General features: G+C 70.6%; 22 protein-coding genes. 17 read left to right on the top strand and 5 right to left on the bottom strand.

The genetic code is table 11. From position 1 onward, the window contains the following. Both AB0B90_RS25570 and AB0B90_RS25575 read left to right on the top strand, forming a co-directional pair. Window positions 1-867, top strand: coding sequence for a hypothetical protein (locus tag AB0B90_RS25570; protein ID WP_362925129.1), 867 nt, complete (start codon window positions 1-3; stop codon window positions 865-867). A gap of 181 nt (window positions 868-1,048) precedes the next feature. Next, a complete protein-coding gene (locus tag AB0B90_RS25575) occupies window positions 1,049-2,800 on the top strand; it encodes a DEAD/DEAH box helicase (protein ID WP_362925131.1) in 1,752 nt (583 codons plus the stop codon). A 244-nt stretch (window positions 2,801-3,044) separates the two neighbouring features. Here AB0B90_RS25575 and AB0B90_RS25580 read toward each other — a convergent pair whose 3' ends face one another. Beyond that, window positions 3,045-3,818, bottom strand: coding sequence for a hypothetical protein (locus tag AB0B90_RS25580; protein ID WP_350949851.1), 774 nt, complete (start codon window positions 3,816-3,818; stop codon window positions 3,045-3,047). Between the two features lie 195 nt (window positions 3,819-4,013). Here AB0B90_RS25580 and AB0B90_RS25585 point away from each other — a divergent pair, with 195 nt between their 5' ends. After that, the gene (locus AB0B90_RS25585) at window positions 4,014-4,652 is read left to right on the top strand and encodes a hypothetical protein (protein ID WP_362925133.1); all 639 of its coding nucleotides are present in this window, start codon (window positions 4,014-4,016) and stop codon (window positions 4,650-4,652) included. Between the two features lie 7 nt (window positions 4,653-4,659). On the opposite strand, the gene AB0B90_RS25590 is transcribed toward AB0B90_RS25585, so the two are convergent. Together AB0B90_RS25590 and AB0B90_RS25595 are read right to left on the bottom strand one after the other, a co-directional pair. Further along, window positions 4,660-5,235, bottom strand: coding sequence for an isochorismatase family protein (locus tag AB0B90_RS25590; RefSeq protein ID WP_350949849.1), 576 nt, complete (start codon window positions 5,233-5,235; stop codon window positions 4,660-4,662). Between the two features lie 4 nt (window positions 5,236-5,239). After that, window positions 5,240-6,529 carry a nicotinate phosphoribosyltransferase gene (locus AB0B90_RS25595; RefSeq protein WP_350949848.1) on the bottom strand — a complete coding sequence of 430 codons (1,290 nt, stop codon included), beginning with the start codon at window positions 6,527-6,529 and terminating at the stop codon, window positions 5,240-5,242. A gap of 40 nt (window positions 6,530-6,569) precedes the next feature. Here AB0B90_RS25595 and clpS point away from each other — a divergent pair, with 40 nt between their 5' ends. The 6 genes from clpS to AB0B90_RS25625 all read left to right on the top strand — a co-directional run bounded on the left by clpS (window position 6,570) and on the right by AB0B90_RS25625 (window position 9,707). Continuing rightward, entirely contained in the window at window positions 6,570-6,857 is a 288-nt protein-coding gene (gene clpS, locus AB0B90_RS25600; RefSeq protein WP_329091067.1) for an ATP-dependent Clp protease adapter ClpS, read from the top strand. 118 nt (window positions 6,858-6,975) lie between these two features. Further along, complete coding sequence (locus AB0B90_RS25605) at window positions 6,976-7,500, top strand: DUF2017 domain-containing protein (protein WP_350949847.1); 525 nt, start codon at window positions 6,976-6,978, stop codon at window positions 7,498-7,500. Between the two features lie 9 nt (window positions 7,501-7,509). Then, complete coding sequence (locus tag AB0B90_RS25610; protein ID WP_350949846.1) at window positions 7,510-7,926, top strand: M67 family metallopeptidase; 417 nt, start codon at window positions 7,510-7,512, stop codon at window positions 7,924-7,926. A gap of 144 nt (window positions 7,927-8,070) precedes the next feature. Continuing rightward, window positions 8,071-8,235: a hypothetical protein gene (locus AB0B90_RS25615; RefSeq protein ID WP_350949845.1), complete on the top strand. Its 165-nt coding sequence runs from the start codon at window positions 8,071-8,073 to the stop codon at window positions 8,233-8,235. Window positions 8,236-8,324: 89 nt separating this feature from the next. Beyond that, entirely contained in the window at window positions 8,325-8,603 is a 279-nt protein-coding gene (locus AB0B90_RS25620) for a MoaD/ThiS family protein (protein WP_350949844.1), read from the top strand. Window positions 8,604-8,759: 156 nt separating this feature from the next. Continuing rightward, on the top strand, window positions 8,760-9,707 hold the full coding sequence (locus tag AB0B90_RS25625; protein WP_350949843.1) for a cysteine synthase: 948 nt from the start codon (window positions 8,760-8,762) through the stop codon (window positions 9,705-9,707). Between the two features lie 109 nt (window positions 9,708-9,816). On the opposite strand, the gene AB0B90_RS25630 is transcribed toward AB0B90_RS25625, so the two are convergent. After that, a complete protein-coding gene (locus AB0B90_RS25630) occupies window positions 9,817-11,694 on the bottom strand; it encodes a DUF3352 domain-containing protein (RefSeq protein WP_362925136.1) in 1,878 nt (625 codons plus the stop codon). A 317-nt stretch (window positions 11,695-12,011) separates the two neighbouring features. Here AB0B90_RS25630 and AB0B90_RS25635 point away from each other — a divergent pair, with 317 nt between their 5' ends. From AB0B90_RS25635 to AB0B90_RS25670, 8 genes are all read left to right on the top strand, one after another. Continuing rightward, window positions 12,012-12,803 carry a thioesterase family protein gene (locus tag AB0B90_RS25635; protein ID WP_362925138.1) on the top strand — a complete coding sequence of 264 codons (792 nt, stop codon included), beginning with the start codon at window positions 12,012-12,014 and terminating at the stop codon, window positions 12,801-12,803. 134 nt (window positions 12,804-12,937) lie between these two features. Then, entirely contained in the window at window positions 12,938-13,759 is an 822-nt protein-coding gene (murI, locus tag AB0B90_RS25640) for a glutamate racemase (protein ID WP_362925140.1), read from the top strand. Window positions 13,760-13,879: 120 nt separating this feature from the next. Next, complete coding sequence (locus tag AB0B90_RS25645) at window positions 13,880-14,632, top strand: MBL fold metallo-hydrolase (protein ID WP_362925142.1); 753 nt, start codon at window positions 13,880-13,882, stop codon at window positions 14,630-14,632. Between the two features lie 5 nt (window positions 14,633-14,637). Beyond that, on the top strand, window positions 14,638-15,354 hold the full coding sequence (gene rph, locus AB0B90_RS25650) for a ribonuclease PH (RefSeq protein ID WP_350949838.1): 717 nt from the start codon (window positions 14,638-14,640) through the stop codon (window positions 15,352-15,354). A gap of 43 nt (window positions 15,355-15,397) precedes the next feature. Beyond that, window positions 15,398-16,051 carry an XTP/dITP diphosphatase gene (locus AB0B90_RS25655; protein WP_362925144.1) on the top strand — a complete coding sequence of 218 codons (654 nt, stop codon included), beginning with the start codon at window positions 15,398-15,400 and terminating at the stop codon, window positions 16,049-16,051. Window positions 16,052-16,157: 106 nt separating this feature from the next. Continuing rightward, entirely contained in the window at window positions 16,158-17,894 is a 1,737-nt protein-coding gene (locus AB0B90_RS25660; protein ID WP_362925146.1) for a molybdopterin-dependent oxidoreductase, read from the top strand. 158 nt (window positions 17,895-18,052) lie between these two features. Then, window positions 18,053-18,808: a toxin glutamine deamidase domain-containing protein gene (locus AB0B90_RS25665; RefSeq protein ID WP_350949835.1), complete on the top strand. Its 756-nt coding sequence runs from the start codon at window positions 18,053-18,055 to the stop codon at window positions 18,806-18,808. Further along, complete coding sequence (locus AB0B90_RS25670; RefSeq protein ID WP_350949834.1) at window positions 18,805-19,074, top strand: hypothetical protein; 270 nt, start codon at window positions 18,805-18,807, stop codon at window positions 19,072-19,074. The genes AB0B90_RS25665 and AB0B90_RS25670 overlap by 4 nt, the downstream gene beginning before the upstream one ends. 23 nt (window positions 19,075-19,097) lie before the next feature. Here AB0B90_RS25670 and AB0B90_RS25675 read toward each other — a convergent pair whose 3' ends face one another. Next, a complete protein-coding gene (locus AB0B90_RS25675) occupies window positions 19,098-21,614 on the bottom strand; it encodes an FtsX-like permease family protein (protein WP_362925149.1) in 2,517 nt (838 codons plus the stop codon). Between the last annotated feature and the right edge of the window lies 1 nt (window position 21,615).

Genomic DNA, 21,615 nt, shown 5'->3' on the forward strand with positions numbered 1-21,615 from the left:
GTGCACGAACGACCTCGCCGGTCGGACCCGCCCGACGAGCCCGGCCGTGGCGGGCGGCGCCGGTCAAGGCGGGCCCGCAGGGCCGCGCGGGCGGCCGAGGATCAGGTGTGGCCGCCCACCGACCCGGACCTCGACGACGAGCGCCGCCCCTGGCCGGCGCCCGAGGACGACGAGTATCGCCCCTGGCCGCCGCCGGAGGACGAGCCGTCCGACGCCCGCTCCAGTCTGACCTGGCCTCCCCGCATCCCCGAGCCCGGCGACGACCTGCCGCCCTCCGCCCGCTGGTACGGCACGCCCATCGCCCCTCCCGAGCGTCGCCCCGGGCGCCTGCGCCGTGTGCTGCTCGTACTGCTCACCCTGGCCGCCGGTGCCGGCGTCATCGCCGTGGTGGCCGTACTGTCCCTGCGGGCACTGCCCTCCCCGCCGCCGGAGCGGGTGGACGATCCGGTCGCGGGGGTGAGCTACCCGCTGCCGGAGCGCTGGCTCACCGGTACGGTGCCGCCGGTCACGGAGTTCACCTCGGCCGCGGGCGACGGCGTCAACACGACCGTGATGGTCATGCCCGCCGAGCCCGCGAACGACGCGCGCGCCACCACCACCGAACTCAGCGACCTGTACGCGCGGCTCCTGCTCCACGGTGACGAGGTGAAGGTCGTGGACGACACGGAGATCACCGTGGGCGCGCGTACCGGGCACACCCGCGCCCTGCGCGCGGAGTACCTGGACGTGGTGAACCGGCCGGCGTACCTGCGTGTGGTCTTCCTCACGGGGGCGGGAAAGCGCCCGGTGGTCGTGGTCGCGATGACCCAGCCGGACGACCCCGTGTCGAGGGCCGAGATCGACACGGTGATCGCGGGCCTGCGGTGAGCGGGCTTGTGGTGAGCGGGCCTGTGGTGAGCTGGCTCGTGCTGAGCGGGCGTCGCGCGAGGCAGGCTCCGCGATTCGACGATCTCCGCTCCGCGGGCCAATAGCACGAAGGGACGACCTTGGCGAGGATCTCGGCCGATCGGCACGTCTTGTCGGCGGCGCAGATTACCCTGGGGACACTGTGAGCACTTTCGCCGCATCCCACCTCTCGCCCTCATATCCGGACCGTGCCGCCTGGGGCACCGCGCCGAAGCTTCGCGCGTGGCAGCAGGAGGCCTTTGACCTGTACTCCAGCCGTGCGCCGCGCGACTTCCTCGCGGTCGCCACACCGGGTGCGGGCAAGACGACCTTCGCGCTCCGCATCGCCAGCGACCTCCTGTCACGAGGGATCATCCGGGCTGTGACGATCGTCACACCCACGGAGCACCTCAAGCAGCAGTGGGCGGACGCCGCGAGCAGGGTCGGCATCGCGATCGACCCCGAGTTCAAGAACAGTCAGGGCGCGACCTCCCGTGACTACATCGGGGTGGCCATCACCTACGCCCAGGTTTCCATGCACCCGGCGCTGCACCGCGCCCGCACCGAGGCTCGCAAGACGCTCGTGATCTTCGACGAGATCCACCACGCGGGCGACGCGAAATCCTGGGGCGACGGCGTGCGGGAGGCGTTCGAGCCGGCCGCCAGACGCCTCGCCCTGACCGGGACCCCCTTCAGGTCCGACGTCAACCCGATCCCCTTCGTCACCTACGCCGAGGACGGCGACGGGGTCCGGCGCAGCGTCTCCGACTACTCCTACGGGTACGGCCCGGCACTCGCCGACGGCGTCGTCAGGCCGGTCATCTTCCTCGCCTACGCCGGTGAGATGCGCTGGCGGACCCGCGCGGGCGACGAGATCGCCGCGACCCTCGGCACCCCGCTCACCAAGGACCAGCTCGGCCAGGCGTGGCGGGCCGCACTCGACCCGAAGGGCGAGTGGATCCGTCAGGTCCTCCGGGCGGCGGACCGGCGCCTGACCGAGGTGCGCAGGGGCGTGCCCGACGCCGGTGCCCTGGTCATCGCGACCGACCACGAGACCGCGCGCGCCTACGCCCGCCACATCCGGACCATCACCGGAGAGGGCGCCACGGTCGTGCTCTCCGACGACCCCACGGCCTCCAAGAAGATCAAGGAGTTCTCCGCCTCCGAGCAGCGCTGGCTGGTCGCGGTCCGGATGGTCTCGGAAGGGGTCGACATCCCGCGCCTCGCCGTCGGCGTCTACGCGACGAGCATCTCGACCCCGCTGTTCTTCGCCCAGGCCGTCGGACGCTTCGTCCGCGCCCGTAAACGGGGCGAGACCGCGTCGGTCTTCGTGCCCTCCGTGCCGACCCTGATGGGCCTGGCGGGGGAGATGGAGGCCGAGCGCGACCACGTGCTCGACCGCAAGCCCGCCGAGGAGGGGCTGGACGACTTCCTGCTGGAGGACGCCCAGCGTAAGAAGGACAATCCCGACGTCGTGGGCGACGAGCTGCCGTTCGAGACGCTGGAGGCGGTCGCCACGTTCGACCGGGTCCTCTTCGACGGCGGCGAGTTCGGCAGCGCCGCGGAGACCGGCTCCCCCGAGGAGGAGGACTTTCTCGGCCTGCCGGGCCTTCTGGAGCCCGACCAGGTCCGCACCCTGCTGAGCAAGCGCCAGTCCGACCAGCTGAAGGCCAAGCGGAAAAATCCCGAGCCCAAGGAGCCGGACCTCGCCCCGCACGAGCTGATCGCCAACCTCCGCAGGGAGCTCAACGGCCTCGTCGGCGCCTGGAACCACCGCACCGGCCAGCCTCACGGAGTCATTCACGCAGAGCTCCGCAGGGCCTGCGGCGGACCCGCCATCGCGCAGGCCTCCGCCGAGCAGATCCAGGAGCGGATCGGCAAGATCCGCCACTGGGCCACCCAGCGCTCCCACTGACCCGGCCACCGGGTCGGGCGGCCTTCCACCTGATCCGGTGAACTCGACCTCGATCACCTCGGCGAGGGTTCCCCGGCCAGGCCATCCGGTCGGGGGTTCGAGCCGGGTCCGGTCGCCGGGCGCACTCTCGGCCCGGCCACCTGTCCTGACGAGGGTGCGCCCGGTCCGGAGATCCGGGCGGTACGGGTCGCCCTGAACGGCGAACCGAGCGGTTCGGGCGAGCCGGGGCCCTGGATCACCGGACTCACCGGGCCGTGGACGGCTCCTCCGGTACGCGACCCGGCCTGGCGAGGGCGATCGGCCTGCCGGTCCGCCCGTCGATCGCCCTGAACGCCCCCGTGTCGCGCACCGGTACCGTGAGCGGCACCTCCAGGGAGGCGACGCCGCCGGCGACGCTCACGGGCCACGTGGTGGCGCCGGAGGAGCGTCTGCGTGCCCTGTCCTCCCGCATCCAGACCTTGATCGTGCGATTTTCGTGGTGCAGGACCACGGTCGCGGTGTCGCACTCGTCGGCTCTGGCCTTCCAGAAGAGCGTCACGCCCCGTGGTGCGCCCTGACGGCGAGCCAGCCGCACCCGCTCCGGAGCGGGCATCCGTCCCCGGCAGGAGAGGCCCCGCCTGCCGGAGGAGACACCGGGCCCGTTGCCTGGTACCCGCTCCCCTCGCACCGCCTGCGCTCCCCGCGTGTCCCACATACCCTGCCGCGCCGCGTCCGGAAGCGGTGCGGGCACCCGGGACGGCGCGAGCGGGGACCGAGGCCGGATCCAGGACTCGGTCCGGGGGGCGATCCGGGATCCGGCCGGAGGGCCTGCCAGGGAGCCGGTCAGGGCCGCCGGGCGCGGGAGCGCGGTGATCGGAGTTGGGGCGGGAACCTGGACGACGGTGGTGGCCCAGACCGTGGCCGCCTCCAGCGCGACCAGCGAGAGCACGCTCGTCAGCCGTACCAGCGTCCCTCCGCGAAACAAATTCCACAGGCACAGCGGGGTCAGGATCAGCCAGGAGACGCCGAGCACGAACATATGAGATCACCACCGGTAGTAAGAGGTATCAACTCTCCGTGATACTCCTGCCGCCACCGGTGATGGTGCTGTTTGCCCATCCATGCCGATCCGGTAATCGTTCGAATGCTCAGAGTAGGCGTCGCTGGTAGCGTGTCGCTGTCACTACCCCGGGCCCGCCACCGGGTTCCCCCGCAACGCTTTCAAAGAGGACAAGTGTTGGCCGAGATGATCCGTACCGAGATCATGGAGTACGTGGCTCCGATGTTCGAGCAGATCATGGCGAGGATGGACACCCTCGCCACCAAGGACGACGTCGCCGGACTCCGGCAGGAGATCGCCGAGATTCGGCTCGATGTGGCGAAGTGCGCCACGAAGGAAGAGCTCGCCGATGTCAAGGAAGACATCGCTGAGTTCAAGGCTGAGGTCAAGCAGGACATCGCTGAGTTCAAGGCTGAAGTCAAGCGGGATGTCGCTGAGCTCAGGACCGAGGTGGCCGAGGTCAAGGAGGATGTGGCCGAGCTGAAGGTGGGGCTCGCGGAGGTCAAGGAGGATGTGGCCGAGCTCAAGGTGGAGATGGCCGAGGTCAAGCGGGATGTCGCTGAGCTCAAGGAGGATGTGGCTGAGCTGAAGGTGGGGCTCGCGGAGGTCAAGGAGGATGTCGCCGAGCTTCGGCTCGATGTGGCGAAGTGCGCCACCAAGGAGGAGCTCGCCGAGGTCAAGGAGGAGGTCGTGGGAGTCAAGCAGGACATGAGGGCCATGGCATACGACATCGGCGAGCTCAAGGAGAACTACAGGACCATGGACGGGAAGCTCGACCGGATGATCCTCTTCCTGGGGATGCCGAAGAGCTGAGAGATCGTCAGGCCGATCGGACCACGGGGGTGCCCGTGAGGCGGGCTCCGGCGGAGCCGAGTTCGGCGAGGGTGGTCTCGGTGGTGGGGGCGGACACCCCGGCGGTGAGGTCCAGCAGCACCTGAACGGACAGCCCGTGCGCGACCGCGTCCAGGGCGGTGGCCCGCACGCAGTGGTCGGTGGCGATGCCGACGATGTCCACCGCGTCCACGCCGCGTTCGCCGAGCCAGTCGGCCAGAGAGGTCCCGTCGGAGGTGACGCCCTCGAAGCCGCTGTAGGCGGCGCTGTGGGCACCCTTGCTGAAGACCTCCTCGACGCGTGAGGTGTCGAAGGCGGGGTGGAAGTCGGAGCCGGGTGTCCCGGCGACGCAGTGGGCGGGCCAGGTGGTCACGTAGTCGGGTTCGGCGGCGAAGTGGGAGCCGGGGTCGATGTGATGATCACGAGTGGCCACGACGTGGTCGTAGCCGTGCGAGGCGGCGTGTGCCGAGATGGCGGCGGCCACCTCCGCGCCGCCGCCGACCGGGAGGCTCCCGCCCTCGCAGAAGTCGTTCTGGACGTCGACGATGATCAGCGCTGTTGGCATGCGATCAGTCAAACACGGTTGGGATCGCGGCGTAGCCCCGGGACAGCTGATAGGCGTTGGAGGGCAGCTCGGCGACGGCCTCGCGGTGCCGCGCGCGGCTCTCCTCCAGCTTCTCGCGGCCGACGACCTCCCCCTCCCTGACCAGCGAAACCTGTAGCGGGCGGGCGTTCGAGGGGTGCTCGCCGGAGACGGTGACCACCTCGGCGGCCGCCGTGCCCTCGGCGTCGAGCTCGCGGAACGCCTCCTTGCGTCCGCCCCGGCTGGGCTTGCCCACCGACTTCTTGGCCACCGGCCGCATGACCCCTTCGGCGTCCTCGCGGGCGACGAGCTTGTAGACCAGGGCGGCGGTGGGCGAGCCGGAGCCGGTGACCAGCGACGTGCCGACGCCGTAGCCGTCCACGGGCGCGGCGGCGAGCGCGGCGATGGCGTACTCGTCGAGGTCGCCGGTCACGATGATGCGGGTCTTGTGTGCGCCGAGCGCGTCGAGCTGCTCGCGGACCTCGTGGGCGACCTGGCCGAGGTCGCCGGAGTCGAGGCGGACCGCCCCGAGGGAGGGGCCGGCGAGCTCCACCGCGGTCCGCACGGCCTCGGCCACGTCGTAGGTGTCCACGAGCAGCGTGGTGTCGGCGCCGAGGGAGGCGATCTGGGCCCGGAAGGCCTGCTCCTCCGAGTCGTGGAGCAGGGTGAAGGCGTGGGCGGCGGTCCCGGCGGTCGGTATGCCGTACTCGTGGCCCGCCATGAGGTTGGAGGTGGAGGAGAACCCGCACAGGTAGGCGGCCCGCGCCGCGGCCACCGCCGCCGCCTCGTGGGTGCGCCGCGAGCCCATCTCGATGAGGGGCCTGGTCCCGGCGGCGCGGATCATGCGCGTGGCGGCGTTGGCGATCGCGCAGTCGTGGTTGAGGATCGACAGGATCACGGTCTCCAGCAGCACGGCTTCGGCGAACGTGCCCTCCACCGTCATGATCGGGGAACCGGGGAAGTAGCACTCGCCCTCGCCGTAGCCGTCCACTTTCCCGGAGAACCGGTATCCGGCGAGGAACTCCAGGGTGGGCTCGTCGACCACCTCGTTGTCCCGCAGGAACGCCAGCGACTCCTCCTCGAAGCGGAAGGACTCCAGCGCGTCCAGCACCCGGCCGGTTCCCGCCACGACCCCGTAGCGCCGCCCGCCGGGCAGCTGGCGCGCGAACACCTCGAAAACCGCCCGTCTGGAGGCGGCCCCGCTTCTCAGCGCCGCCTCAAGCATCGTCAGCTCATAGTGATCGGTAAGCAACGCGGTGCTCATGCTCTTTGTCACGAGTCGAAGACTAAGCCCGGGGTAGGGCAGACTGGTGAATGTGGGTAGCACCGCTCCAACGGAGGTCGAGCGTCCGTCAATCGACGTACGGCCCGATCTGCCATGGTTGACGATCGTCTGGAACGACCCGGTCAACCTGATGTCCTACGTGACGTACGTCTTCCAGTCCGTTTTCGGATACTCCAAGGAGAAGGCGGAGAAGTTGATGCTCGACGTGCACCACAAGGGCAAGGCCGTGGTTTCCAGCGGCACCCGCGAGGAGATGGAGCGCGACGCGCAGATCATGCACTCGTACGGGCTGTGGGCCACCGTCCAGCGGGATTCGTGAGCGCGCGAGCGGCCGGGCGCCATCTGTCGTCGCGCGGTGACCGGCCGGGCCCGAAGCGGCAGGACTCGAAACGGCGGGCGGGTCTCGGGCGGTGCCCGCGAGAAATGGTGGGCGAGAGATGAGTTCGGGGTTCAAGCCGGGGCACGAGGGCGGTGTGATCACGGTTTTCGACGCCGCCGAGGTATCGATCCTGCGCTCGCTGGTCACGCAGATCCTGGGCCTGATCGAGCCGGGGGAGACCGGTGACGACCCCCTGGAGAAGGCGCTCGGCATCGGCCCCTCCGAGCAGTCCGACGATCCGGTGCTGGCCCGGCTCTTCCCCTCGGCGTACGAGGACGGTGAGGCGGCCGCCGAGTTCCGCAGATACACCGAGGCGACGCTGCGCGAGGGCAAGCGGGCCGACGCCAAGGCGATGCTCGACAGTGCGGAGGCCGGCAGGGTCGAGCTGACCAGGGAGCAGGCGCAGGCGTGGATGCGCGCGCTGAACGACGTGCGCCTCGCGCTCGGCACCCGGCTGGAGGTGACCGAGGAGGTGCACGACGAGATCGCCGACATGCCGGAGAGCGATCCCCGCTATCCGGCGTACGTCATCTACGACTGGCTCACCTACCTCCAGGACACCCTGGTCCGCGCCCTTTGGTAACTTCCAGTCATGCTCACCATCTCTCGGGAACTGGTTGACAGGATCATCGCGCACGCTCGGGCGGACCACCCCGACGAGGCCTGTGGCGTGATCGCCGGGCCCGTCGGCTCCGACTCCCCCGAACGCTTCATCGCGATGGAGAACGCCGAGCGGTCGCCGACGTTCTACCGGTTCGACTCGCTGGAGCAGTTGCGTGTCTGGCGGGAGATGGACGACCGCGACGAGGAGCCGGTGGTCATCTACCACTCCCACACCGCCACCGAGGCCTACCCCTCCCGCACCGACATCTCCTACGCCGCCGAGCCGAACGCCCACTACGTGCTGGTCTCCACCCGCGAGGAACTGGGGGAGAAGGCCGAGTTCCGCTCGTACCGGATCATCGACGGCGTGGTGAGCGAGGAGGAGGTGACGATCACCTCCGGGTGACCGTCACCTTTTCGGGTCCTGGCGCCGGGGCCTCCGGGGTGGGGACCTTACCTCCGGGCCCTGGTGTCCCGGCTCCCTCGTCTCCGTGTTCGGGTGGCATCCGGGGTTCGTACGGGGCCGGTGTCCGGTACGGCCGTAGGACGAATGAACCCTTTGGGTAAGCTGGTGGGCATGCTGACCGCCGCCCCGAGCCAGGAGGACGTGGTGCTCTCGCGTCCCGGCCCTCGGGCACGGCGCGCGGGTGTCGCGCCCGTGCAGAACTTCCTGTTCGCGCACACGCCCTTCGTCGTCGTCTACGACTGTCGCTGACCGGCTTTTCTGGAATCCCCCGGTGCTCACCGGTGTTCTGATCCGGTGGGCCTCTCACTCCCATGACGACACAAGGAGACTGACCCGCGATGGCCATCGAGGTTCGCATTCCGACCATCCTGCGCACCTACACCGACGGCGCCAAGGCCGTCGACGCCAAGGGCGCCACGCTCGAGGAGCTGATCGGCGATCTGGAGGTCCGGCACCCCGGGCTGAAGGAGCGCCTGGTGGACAAGGGCGCGCTGCGCCGCTTCGTGAACGTCTACCTGAACGACGAGGACGTCCGCTTTCTGGGCGGGCTGGAGACCCCGGTCGCCGACGGCGACACGGTCACCGTCCTGCCCGCCGTGGCCGGCGGATCCCGCTAGCCGCGTGGCGCCGCCCGTACCGCGGGAGTTTTGTGATCTTTCGCGAGATCGGAGAGCTCTCCCGGGCCGGGCGGCGCGCGCCGCGGTTTTCGGGCTGTCACCCCGAGGCGCCAGGTCTGTCATCACAAGGTCAACCCGAGGCGGAAGCCGTACACCATGCGTTTTGACTCACTGATCGAATCGGTCGGCCGGACCCCGCTGGTCGGCCTGCCCAGGCTCTCGCCCTCGGAGGACGTACGGATCTGGGCCAAACTCGAAGACCGCAACCCGACAGGTTCGATCAAGGACCGTCCGGCGCTGTGGATGATCGAGCAGGCGGAGAAGGACGGACTTCTCCAGCCGGGCTGCACGATCCTCGAACCCACGAGCGGCAACACCGGCATCTCGCTCGCGATGTCGGCCAGGCTCAAGGGCTACAAGCTGATCTGCGTGATGCCGGAGAACACCTCGGAGGAGCGTCGCCAGCTGCTGCGCATGTGGGGGGCGCAGATCATCTCCTCGCCCGCGGCGGGCGGCTCCAACGAGGCGGTGCGGGTCGCCAAGGGCCTGGCGGAGGAGAACCCCGACTGGGTGATGCTCTACCAGTACGGCAACCCGGCCAACTGGCGCTCGCACTACGAGTCGACGGGGCCGGAGATCCTGGAGGATCTGCCGTCCGTCACCCACTTCGTGGCCGGTCTGGGCACCACGGGCACCCTGATGGGTGTCGGCAGGTTCCTGCGCGAGCACGTTCCCGGTGTGAGGATCGTCGCCGCCGAGCCGCGTTACGGCGAGCTGGTGTACGGGCTGCGCAACGTGGACGAGGGCTTCATCCCCGAGCTGTACGACGCCGACGTCCTGACCACGCGGTTCTCGGTCTCCTCGGCCGACGCGCTGCGGCGCACCCGGGAGCTGCTGTCCGGCGAGGGCATCTTCGCGGGGGTCTCCACCGGTGCCGCCCTGCACGCCGCGCTCGGTGTGGCGGCGAAGGCCGTCAAGGCGGGGGAGCGGGCCGACGTGGTGTTCGTGGTCGCGGACGGCGGCTGGAAATACCTGTCCACCGGCGCCTACGAGGGGACGCTCGACGAGGCCGAGGAGCGGCTCGAAGGCCAGCTCTGGGCCTGACCGCCGCCTGTTGAAAGGCGAATCCCCGGCGGGGCGGAGCCCTGCCGGGGATCTGGGGAGGTCCGGTCCGAACGAGATCGGGGAGCCCGGGTGGATCAGTTGAACAGGATCAGTTGAACAGGAGCCTCATCGAGAAGGTCCCCTCGTTGCCCGACTGGGTGCCGCTCACGCCCACGGCGCGGAGCACCTGGAGGTTGGCCTTCTCGTCGCCCTGGAGGTTGCCGAGATAGAGGTTCTCCACCTTGTCCAGGTCGGCGTAGAGGGCGAAGGTCGCCTCACCGGCGTTGGGGATCGCGAGCTGGAAGGTCTCGCTGTCGCCCAGGGCACCGTCCTTGTTGAGCTCGGCGGCGTAGTCCTGCGCGCTGCCCAGGACGAAGACGCCGTCGCCGGGAACCTTGGCGAGCTGCGGGACGGCCGTCCCGGAGTCCGCGAGGAACCTCTCGATCTTGCCGACGACCTCCTGCGCCTTGGCCGGGTCGGTGACGATCTTCGCGCCGAACTTCGGCTGGTTGCCGTCGAGGCCGTTGGAGTCGAGGGCGATGGTGATGTTCTTGCCGAGCAGCGTCACCAGGTCGTCGGGGAGCGCGAGGCCGTAGTTCTGCTTGGCCTGGTCGGCGAACTGCTGGACGCCGCCGCCCGCGGCCTGGTCGGCCGACTTCATGAGCTGCGCCCACTGCTTGCCGACCACCTCGCCGAGACCCGAGATCGAGATCGCGCCGGCGGTGGAGGCGGGAAGCGTGCTGATCCTGGAGGGCTCGGGATCGCCCATGTCCAGGCTCTCGACGCCGCGGCTGATGCCCGCGAGCTCGACGTACTCGCTGTCGAAGCGGAGGGCGCCCGCCACGCGGGCGTTCTTGACCTGGGCGAGGACGGTGGGGTCCTGGGCGGCCAGTTCGGGGGCCATTTCCGCGAGCTTGCCCGCGTCGGCCCAGAAGGAGAGCACACCGGTCTCGCCGAGGGCGCTCAGGTCGTCGGAGAAGTCGGCGTTGCCCGACAGCGGCTCGGCGGCGACGGCCTTGTCGGCCTCGGCCTGGGTCGGGGTGAGCAGCGCGTAGTCGTCGCGGAACGCGATGCCGTACTTCTCCTTGCCCATCAGCTTCGCGATGCCCGCCGTGGCCTTGTCCTGATCGGTGACCTGGACGGCCACCACGACGCCGGGCTCGGCGCCGGCCTTGGCCGGGGCCAGCGCGGCCACGCCGACGCGGACGCCGAGCCAGGGCTCGATGTCGGTGGCGTAGTCGACCTTGCCGAGGTCGTCGGCATCCTTCTTGATCAGGTCGAAGATCGCCTTACGCGGGTCCTCGCCGCTGAAGGAGTCCTTGGTGACCGTGAACTTCCTGGCGATGTTGAACAGCGCCACCTTCTGGTTCGCGGCCGGGTCGAGGTCGAGGCGGATGTAGCCGACGGCGTTGCCGGGCAGTACGTCGTGCGGCTGCGCGCCGCCGCCGCTGAGCAGGTTGATCGCGAAGAAGCCGCCACCGCCCACGAGGGCGACGACCAGCGCGGCGACCACCGCGAGCAGCCAGCCCTTGCCGCCCTTGCGCGCGGGAGGTCCCGGGGGAGGCCCGGCGCTCAGGAAGTCGGGTCCCTGCTGCCAGTTCCCCGCCTGCTGCCCGTGGCCCTGTTGCTGCCCGTATGCCTGCTGGCCGTAGCCCTGCTGCTGCCCGTACGGCTGGCCGGGCTGCTGTCCGTACGGCTGACCGGCCTGCTGGCCGTAGTTCTGCTGTCCGTACGGCTGCTGGCCGTAGCCCTGCTGCTGGTGGCCGGGCTGCTGTTGCTGCTGGTAGGGCCGGCCCTGCTGCGGGTAGGGCTGCCCCTGCTGGTAACCGCCGGAAGGCTGTGGGTATCCGGGCTGGCCGTTCTGCGGGTAGGCCTGCGTGCGCGGCTGGTCGTTCGGCTGTGCGCCCTCGTTCCAACGGTAGGCGATCGTCCTGTCGGGCTGCTGACCCGGATCGGGCGACTGGTTAGGGGGATTGTTGGCAGGCATGATCACTCACAAGGTGGACTTCGCGGATAGGGAGAAGTTAGTGCACGCTGCTAGCAACCCGCTTGCATTGAACTAACTATGTGATTGTCACGTCTAAGCGGGATCAGCCCCTGCTCAGTGCGGTTTCTTCGCCCATCGTGATCTTTGTCGCCCTGTTCCCGCAGGTCACTGTCGTCCCTTCCTTACCGCGGAGCTTGTTTCCCCGGTGGCTCCGGCGCCCTGGCGACTCCCGGGAAGAGAGCACCGAGGACCCGGGGAGGCGACGGTCGCACGGAATGGGTAAAGTAACCCCTCTAGAACAAGATTCGGGGGCGCGGATGGCGAAGTTCGACGAGGCGACAGCGGTGACCAAGGTGGACGAGACCACCTACGACGCGTGCCTCGACCCCGGATACTCCATCGGCGGTCCCCTGAACGGCGGCTATCTGATGGCCGTGCTGCTGCGCGCGGTCGTGGACGCCTCCCCCCACGAGCACCCGGTGAGCACGAGTGTCCAGTTCCTGCGGGCGGCGAGACCCGGCCCCGCGCGGGTGCGCCTGGAGCAGATCAAGACCGGCCGCACCGCCACGATGACCAGGGTGACCCTCGTCCAGGAAGGGACGTCCTTCATCGAAGGGCTCGTCACGACCGCGACGCTCAACGATGCCGTCCCCGACTGGACGGACGGGCCCTCGGCGGTGATGCCGCCGATCGAGCGGTGCGTCTCGCTGCCCGCCCCCAAGGACGCGTCGAACCTGACGTTCAGCGCCCAGGTGGAACTCGCCTTCGACCCTCCCACCGTCGGCTGGGTCGACGGCCGTCCCACCGGCAGGCCCGAGGCCCGCGCCTACTTCCGGCTGGCCGAGCCGCAGGACCCCGACCCGTACGTGCTGGCGCTCGCCGTGGACGCCCTCCCGCCGGTGGTGTTCTCCGCGGGGGCGCGCGGCTGGGCGCCCACGGTCGACCTCACCTGGCACCTGCGCGCCCTGCCCGCACCCGGCTGGCTCACCCTCCTGGGCGGGGGCCGCCTGATCAGTGACGGCTGGTTCGACGAGGAGGTCGAGGTGTGGGACTCTGCGGGCCGCCTGGTCGCCCAGTCCCGTCAGCTGGCCCGCGTCGGGCGGGGCTGACGTCCGCGCCACGGGACGTAGTAACAGACACCGTACGACTGAATGTCATGAAAAATACATGGCTGAGCTGGTATTCGGCGTTGTGAGGATTCTTACCGTGATCGGCCGCCCCGGGTCGCCTAGCCTGGGGAACTGTGTCGCAAGCGAGCATTGGAATCTTTGACAGCGGTGTCGGTGGCCTCACGGTGGCTCGGGCGATCATCGACCAGTTGCCCAACGAGTCGATCTTCTATGTGGCCGACACGGCGAGGCAGCCGTACGGCCCCAAGAGCATCGCGCAGGTCCGCGCCTACGCGCTGGAGGTGATGGACCACCTCGTCGAGGGCGACGTGAAGATGCTGGTGATCGCGTGCAACAGCGCGAGCGCGGCGGTGCTCCGCGACGCGCGGGAACGCTACGCCGTCCCGGTCGTCGAGGTGATCCAGCCGGCCACCCGCCGCGCCGTGCGGGCCACCCGCAACGGCAGGGTCGGGGTGCTCGGGACCAGGGCCACGATCGAGTCGATGGCCTACCACGACGCGTTCGCCGCCGCTCCCGACGTCCGGCTCACCGGGGTGGCCGCGCCGCGCCTGGTGGAGTTCGTCGAGCGGGGCGAGACGATGAGCGACGAGCTCATCGACGTCATCCGCGAATACCTGGAGCCGGTGCTCGCCGACGGGTGCGACACGCTGATCCTGGGATGCACGCACTACCCGCTCCTCACCGGACCGATCTCCTACGTGGCGGGAGACGGCGTGACGCTGGTGTCCAGCGCCGACGAGACGGCCAAGGACGTCTACCGCGTCCTGCACGACCGGGGCCTGGCCGCCGTGGGGGACGCGCCCAGGCACCGCTTCCGCGCCACCGGTGACGCGGGACTCTTCACCGACCTCGGACGACGGTTCCTCGGACCGGAGATCGAGGCGGTCGAGGTGGCAGTGGTAGGGGATGTTCCGAACAACGGGCATCGCGTGTGACGGTGCCCGGGCGCTCCGTAGGGGGAGCGCCGGGGATCGGCGGACGAAGGGGGACGGACACCGGCCACCGGCGCCCGCGCCGTGACACGCGGCGCCGCACAGTAACCGTAGGAGGCCGCCGTGAAGTTGACGATCATTGGATGCTCGGGGAGTTTCCCCGGGCCCGACAGCCCTTCCTCCTGCTACCTGCTGGAGGCCGACGGGTTCCGCATGCTGCTCGACTTCGGCAGTGGCGCGCTCGGCGCGCTCCAGAGGCACATCGGCCTGTACGACGTGGACGCGATCTGCCTGTCGCACCTGCACGCCGACCACTGCCTCGACATGTGCCCGTACCACGTGGTGCGCACCTACTCGCCCGGCGGCCCGCTGCCCAAGGTGCCGGTGTACGCCCCCTCCGACGCCCGCGAGCGCCTGAACTCCGCCTACGCGATGCCCGACGAGCCGCCACTCGACACAGCCTTCGAGTTCGTGAGCCTGACGCCGGGGACGTTCGAGGTCGGCCCCTTCGAGGTGACGGCCGCCCCGGTGAACCACCCCGTGGAGACCTACGGGTTCAGGGTCTCCCACGGCGGGCGCTCGGTGGCCTACTCCGGGGACACCGGCGAGAGCGCCGAACTGGTCAAGCTCGCCTCGGGAGCCGACGTGCTCCTGTGCGAGGCGTCCTACCTCGACGAGCCCGGACTCCCCGCCGGCCTGCACCTGAACGGCCGCCAGGCGGCCGAGCACGCGGCCAGGGCGGGCGTGGACACCCTCGTCCTCACCCACCTGGTGCCCTGGAACGACCGCGACCGCGTCCTGGAGGACGCCTCCCGCGGGGGGTTCGCCGGACGGATGGAACTGGCACGGAGCGGGGCCCGGTATGACCTAGGGTGAACGTCATGGCTCGCGCAGATGGACGTACTCCCGATCAACTCCGCCCCGTCACCATCACCCGGGGCTGGCTCGCGCACGCCGAGGGCTCGGTGCTCGTCGAGTTCGGCGGCACCAAGGTGCTCTGCGCCGCCTCCGTGCAGGACAGCGTCCCGCGCTGGCGCCGGGGCAGCGGCCAGGGCTGGATCACCGCCGAGTACGCCATGCTGCCGCGCGCCACGAACACCCGCAACGACCGCGAGTCGGTACGCGGCAAGATCGGCGGCCGTACGCACGAGATCTCCCGCCTGATCGGCCGCTCCCTGCGCGCCTGCGTCGACTACAAGACGCTGGGCGAGAACTCGATCGTCATCGACTGCGACGTGCTCCAGGCCGACGGCGGCACCCGCACCGCCGCCATCACCGGCGCGTACGTGGCACTGGTCGACGCGGTCGCGTGGATGCGCAAGCGCAAGATGTGCGGCGGAGACCCGCTGGTCGACTCGGTCGCGGCGGTCTCCGTCGGCGTCGTCGGCTCCACGGCGCTGCTCGACCTCTGCTACACCGAGGACGTCGCCGCCGAGACGGACATGAACGTGGTGATGACCGGCTCCGGCGAGTTCGTCGAGGTCCAGGGCACCGCCGAGGGCAAGCCGTTCGACCGCGCCGCCCTCGACGAGCTGCTCGACCTCGGCGCGGCCGGCTGCGCCGAGCTCACCCGCCTCCAGCGGGAGGCCCTGGCATGAGCCCCTTTCTCCCGGTGAATCGTTCAGGAACGAGGCGGTCGGTATGAGCGAGTCCGGTACGACCGAGATCGAGACCGGTGCGGCCCGGTCCGGTGCGGCCCGTGTGGTCCTCGCCACCAGGAACTCGGGAAAGATCGCCGAGCTGCGCCGGATCCTCGCCGACGCCCGGGTCCCGGTCGAGATCGTCGGGCTCGAGGAGTTCCCCGAGATCGGCGACGTCGCCGAGACCGGCCTCACCTTCGCGGAGAACGCGCTGCTCAAGGCGCACGCGGTCGCACAGCAGTCCGGTCTGCCCGCGATCGCCGACGACTCCGGCCTCTGCGTCGACGCCCTGAACGGCATGCCGGGCATCTTCTCCGCCCGCTGGGCGGGAAGGCACGGCGACGACCAGGCCAACCTCGACCTGCTGCTCGCCCAGGTCTCCGACGTGCCCGCCGAGCACCGGGGCGCGCACTTCGCCTGCGCCGCGGCGCTCGCACTCCCCTCGGGGGAGGAGCGGGTGACCGAGGGGGCGCTGCGCGGCGTGATCATCGACGCCCCGCGCGGCAGCGGCGGCTTCGGCTACGACCCGATCCTCGTCCCCGAGGGCGAGACCCGGACCACCGCCGAGCTGTCCGCCGCGGAGAAGGACGCGATCAGCCACCGTGGCCGCGCCTTCCGCGCCCTCGCCCCCGTCATCGCCGAAATGATCGCCTGACGGCGCGAGCCGCGCGGACGACGGCCGAGGAGCCCGAGACGTCCAGGTCGCGCCTGTAATCAGCGCGTAAGAACCTGCGGCCCCTTGTGGGCGTAGCGTCGGGGGTATGCAGAGCAACAAGCGTGTGCCCTCCTGGGCCCCGGCGCTGATCGGCCTGGTGTCCGGCGCGGTGGCGGTGGCGGTGTCACTGCTCGTGGCGGGCCTGGTGAACCCCGTCGCCTTCCCGGTCGTCGCGGTCGGCAACTCCGTCGTCGACCTCACCCCTGCGCCGCTCAAGGAATGGGCGATCCGCACCTTCGGCGAGAACGACAAGACCGTGCTGCTCGCCGGGATCCTGCTGGTCATGGCCGCGATCGCCGTCGCGCTGGGAAGGGCCGCCGTCCGCGACCTCCGGTACGGGATGGCGGGTCTGGCCGCGTTCGGCCTCGTCGGCGTCGTCGCCGTGCTGACCCGGCCAGGGGCCGGGCCGGTGGACGTCGTCCCGACGCTCGTCGGGGTGGGCACCGGCATGCTCGTTCTGCGGTGGCTCGTCCGTCGCGCCCTCGTACCCGACGACGCCTCGGCCGGGTCGTACGCGAGGGCGTCCGGGGGCGCCTATGTCGTGGGTGCGGCGGGGGCCGCGCACGACACCGGGCCGGGTCGCCAGGAAGAGATTTCGCACGACACCGGGCCGGAGCGCCCGCGACCGGTCTCGCCCGAGTCCTCATCGGAGGCCGGGGAGCGGACCGACCCGCAGGTGCCACCCGTCATGCGGGCGGGGAACGACCTGCGCGCCTTCGACCGCCGAGGCCTGCTGACCGGCGCGGTCGGCGGCGTGGCTCTCGCGGGGGTGGCGGGGCTGGCCGGGCGCGCGCTCTCCGGGCGGGCCGAGGTGAACGCGGCACGCAGCGGCATCACGCTGCCGCTGCCCGCGAAACCCCTCCCCGCGCTGCCCGCCGGGGCCGACCTGAGGATCAGGGGCCTGTCGTCGTTCGTCACCCCCAGCAACGACTTCTACCGGGTCGACACCACCCTGTCGGTCCCCCAGGTCGACCCGCGCGACTGGACCCTCACGATCCACGGCATGGTCGATCGGCCCGTGGAGCTCACCTTCGCCGACCTGATGAAACGCGCCGTGGTCGAGGCCGACGTCACGCTCTGCTGCGTCTCCAACGAGGTCGGCGGCCCCTACATCGGCAACGCCCGCTGGCTGGGCGTGAGCCTGGCCGCGGTGCTCCGCGACGCGGGCGTCCGCAAGGACGCGGACATGCTGCTCAGCACCTCCGCCGACGGCTGGACCGCGGGAACCCCGGTCGACGTCGTGATGGACGGCCGCGACGCCCTGCTCGCCTTCGGCATGAACGGCGAGGTGCTCCCCGTCGACCACGGCTTCCCGGTCCGTCAGGTCGTCCCCGGGCTCTACGGCTACGTCTCGGCCACCAAGTGGGTCACCGACATCAAGGTCACCCGCTTCGACCAGGACGAGGCCTACTGGACGCCCAGGGGCTGGTCCGCGAAGGGGCCGATCAAGACCCAGTCGCGCATCGACCTGCCCAAAGACGGCGCGAGCGTCCCCGCCGGCAAGACCGTCGTCGCAGGTGTCGCCTGGGCACAGCACAAGGGCGTGGACGCGGTCGAGGTCCGCGTCGACCAGGGCGAGTGGCGCCAGGCCCGCCTCGCCGAGGCCCCCACCGCCGACACCTGGCGCCAGTGGGTCCTCGACGACTGGGACGCCACCCCCGGCGAGCACACCATCGAGGTCCGCGCCACCGACACCACCGGCTACACACAGACCGCCGAGCGCACCTCTGTCGCCCCGGACGGCGCCACCGGCTGGCACACCATCCGGGTACGGGTCGGCTGACCCTGGCTGTGACGCTTCGCGATCACTGACCTCGATGCCGTTGTGACGAGGACTGGAACGACAGGTGGGGGTTGAGCCTTTAAACGGTCAACTCCTTCGTGTCGGGTGGGTGGGCCGTCCTACTATCTGGCTCCCAGGGGGTTGGGGACGGGGGAGCCGTGAGCGAGTGGAGTTTGGCGTCGGGGGTCTACAACCCCGTGGTGACGATGGACGGGCAGCGGTGGCGGGACTTCGAGCTGGAGGTCCAGGTGCCGGTGGTGACACCCGCGCCGCGCGAGAGCGAGCGGGAGCGGATGCGCTGGGGTCCGGCGCGACTGGACCAGTGCAGGCCGTACGGGCTGGCGGGCGGGCTGGCCAGGCCCGATCCGCAGACCGAGGAGGACATGCTGCGGGCCGTTCCCCTCACCGAGCAGGGCACCCCGCGCCGTTTCCCCGACCCGCGCGGCATGTGGATCAGGCTGATCAACGGGAGCGGCCCGGCCGACGATCCGTTCCGGGCGACCAACGCGATCGACTGCGCGCTGTCGGTGCTCTCCACCTGGTACGGCACCCCCGCGGTGGCCGCGCCGCGCAGGCCCGAGTACGACCGGGTGGGCAGGCCGCTGCTCACCGGGGAGGCCGGGGGAGTGGCGAGGGCGGAGCGGTGGCTGGGGCAGCGCTTCCACTATGTGGGGCAGGGACGCCACGCCTACCTGCCGATCGCGCAGGCGTTGCTGGCCGGGGGACACGGCTCCTCGGCGCTCATCATCAACCGGTGGCCGGCCGGGGGCAGTCACGCCTGGAACGCGGTGAACTTCGACGGCGAGGTGATCTGGATCGACGCGCAGCGGGGGCACATGGCGGTGGAGCCGCCGTACGAGTCGGTGACGGGTGTGTTCTGCGTCGTGATCGACAGGGAGGGACGACGTCTGTGAACCCGGACCAGGCGAGGGCCGTGGCGGAGGAGTACTTCAACGGGGTCCGGGGCGCGGGTGCCGCCGTCGAGATCAGGATTTATGCCTTTCAGGAGGGCTATGTCGCCTGGGCGAACGAGCCCGAGCCCGACGATCCCAGCGTGCTGCCCGACACCGTCGGGTCCGGCTGCGTGGTGATCGACAGGGCCACCGGTGAGATCGTGATCCGGCCGCTGCTCAACCCAGAGACCGTGGCGGAGCAGTGGCCGGGACGCCGCCCCCGATGACGAAGGCGTCCCGGCCACCACGCTCAGCCGCTCGCGAGTGAGCCCACGACCGAGGCGCGGGCCGCGCGCCGGGCGGGCAGGACGGCCGCGAGCACCCCGGCGAGGCCGGACAGGGCGACGAACGACAGGATCTGCGGCACCGGCAGCTGGAAGACGACGTCGTCGGTCATCGTCTGCGCGGCCGCCCAGCCGAACGCGACCCCCAGCGCCACACCGACCAGCGCGCCGATGAGGCCCAGGACCAGCGCCTCGACCGAGAGCATCCGCCGCAGCTGGGGCCGGGTCAGGCCGAGGGCACGCAGCAGCGCGGACTCGCGGGTGCGCTCGTGGACCGAGAGGGAGAGCGTGTTGGCGATGCCCAGCAGGGAGATGAGCACCGCCAGACCGAGCAGCCCCGTGATGATCATCAATATCATGTCGAGCGCCTCGTCGAACTGGCCCCGCAGCTCCGTCGAGCTCGCGACCTTCGCCGTCGGGTACGCCTCCGTCGACGCCTCGACCGCCGCGAGCGCCCGGTCCGGGTCGACGCCGTCACGGTGCTTGATCATCACGCGGCTGTCGCCGACCTCGCCGAAGTAGCGGTCGAACTCCCGCTCGGGCACCGTCACGTCGGAGAGGCTCGCGTCGACGTTGGAGATGCCCACGATCGAGAGGTCGACCGTGCCCGCCTTCGACGTTCGTACGGTGATCCGGTCACCGACCCCGAGCGTGAGCCGCTCGGCGACGCGGTCGGCGACGAGCGCGGTCCCCGGGACGAGCCGGTCGAGCGAGCCCGCGTCGAGCGGCGGCTTGAAGCCCGGGACGGGGGTGAAGGTTCCCACGTCGTACCGGGTGGTCCCGGTCGCGAGCCTCGCGCCGGTCTCACGGAAGGCGATGACCGAGTCCAGCTCGGACCGGCTCCGGAGGTCCTCGGCGATCGCGCGGGGCAGGCCAGAGTCGTGCCCCTGGGTCTGCACCATGTAGTCGAAGGGGAACTGCTCGTCGAGCTGCTGGGTGAACGTCACCCGAACGGTGCCGGTGACGACGGAGATGACCGTCATGAGCGTCACACCCACGGTGAGTGCCACGGTGGTGGTCGCCGACCGCTTCGGGTTGCGCCGGGAGTTGTCCACGGCCAGCCTGCCGGGTACGCCGAAGAGCTTGGCCGGTACCCACCCCGCGAAGGCGGAGAGCGGCCTGACGATCACCGGCCCGAGGATCAGCACCGCGAGGAAGACGGACGAGCATCCGGCCATCACCACCATCAGGGCGGTCTCGCCGGGATCCGTGGAGATCCCCGCCACCACGATGCCCACGCCCGCGAGCAGGAACAGCCCCGCGAAGATCATTCGTACCAGGCCGGCCCTGAAGGTCTGCTCCTCGGTCTGCGAGCGCAGCGCCGCGATCGGCGCCACCCGCGTCGCGGCCCGCGCGGGCAGCAGCGCCGCGCCGACCGTGACCGTCAGGCCGATCACCAGGCCAAGGACGATGGTGGTCGGCGTCAGGGTGGCGGCGGCGGCCGTGGGCAGCGGCGCGTCGAACGCCGCCAGCACGGAGAGTGCCCCCGCACCCAGGCCGTAGCCGAGCAGCAGGCCGAACACCGACGACAGCAGGCCGACCACCGCCGACTCCAGCATGATCGAGGAGAAGACCTGCCCGCGCGTCGCCCCGACGCATCGCAGCAGCGCCATCTCGCGGGTCCGCTGGGCCACCAGGATGTTGAAGGTGTTGTAGATGACCAGCGCGGCCACGAACATCGCCACCACGCCGAACAGCAGCAGGCCCAGCTTCAGGAAGTCGCCGTTGGCGCCGTTGCCCTTGGCGAGGTCCGCCGCGTAGCGCTCACCGGTCTTGACCTCGTGACCCGAACCCACGACCGCGGCGACCGAGCCGCGCAGCGCCTCCTGGGTGACCCCCTCGGCGGCGGCGACGTCGACCTCCCGATACCCCTTCTGCCCGGTCATCTTCCTGGCCGTGTCCGTGGTGTAGCCGACCGCGCCGAAGTATCCGAGCTCCTGGTCCAGGCCGACGTCGAACAGGCCCACCAGGGTGAACTCGTGCCTGGCGTTGCTCGCGTCGAGCACCGCGATGGTGTCGCCGACCTTGAATCCCCTGGTCCTGGCGGTGCCCTCGTCGAGCACGGCCTGCGTCGCGGTCTTCGGGGCCGTACCGCTCACGATCGGCATACGGTTCAGGTCGCCCTCGGGCAGGGAGATTCCCGCGGTGGGGAAGTCACCGGCGGCCTTGCCGTCCTTGCCGATCAGGGCGGACGTGCCCCGGATCAGCCCCTGTGCGTCGGCCACCCCGTCCACGGCGCGCACCTTTTCCAGGGTGGCCTCGGAGACGACCGGAGGCTCGTCGCCGTTCCCGCCGGACGCCGGGAGTACGGCGACGTCGATTTTGTCGGCCGCTGCGGAGAACTTCTCGGTGAACCCCGCGTCGATGGTGTCGGTCAGCACGAACGTCCCCGCGATGAAGCCGACCCCCAGCGCGATCGCGAGGGACGTCAGCATCAGGCGCAGCCGGTGCGCGAGCAACCCGGCCAGCGTCGTCCTCAGCACC

The organism is Streptosporangium sp. NPDC049078, from assembly GCF_040648855.1.
Classification (GTDB): Bacteria; Actinomycetota; Actinomycetes; order Streptosporangiales; family Streptosporangiaceae; genus Streptosporangium.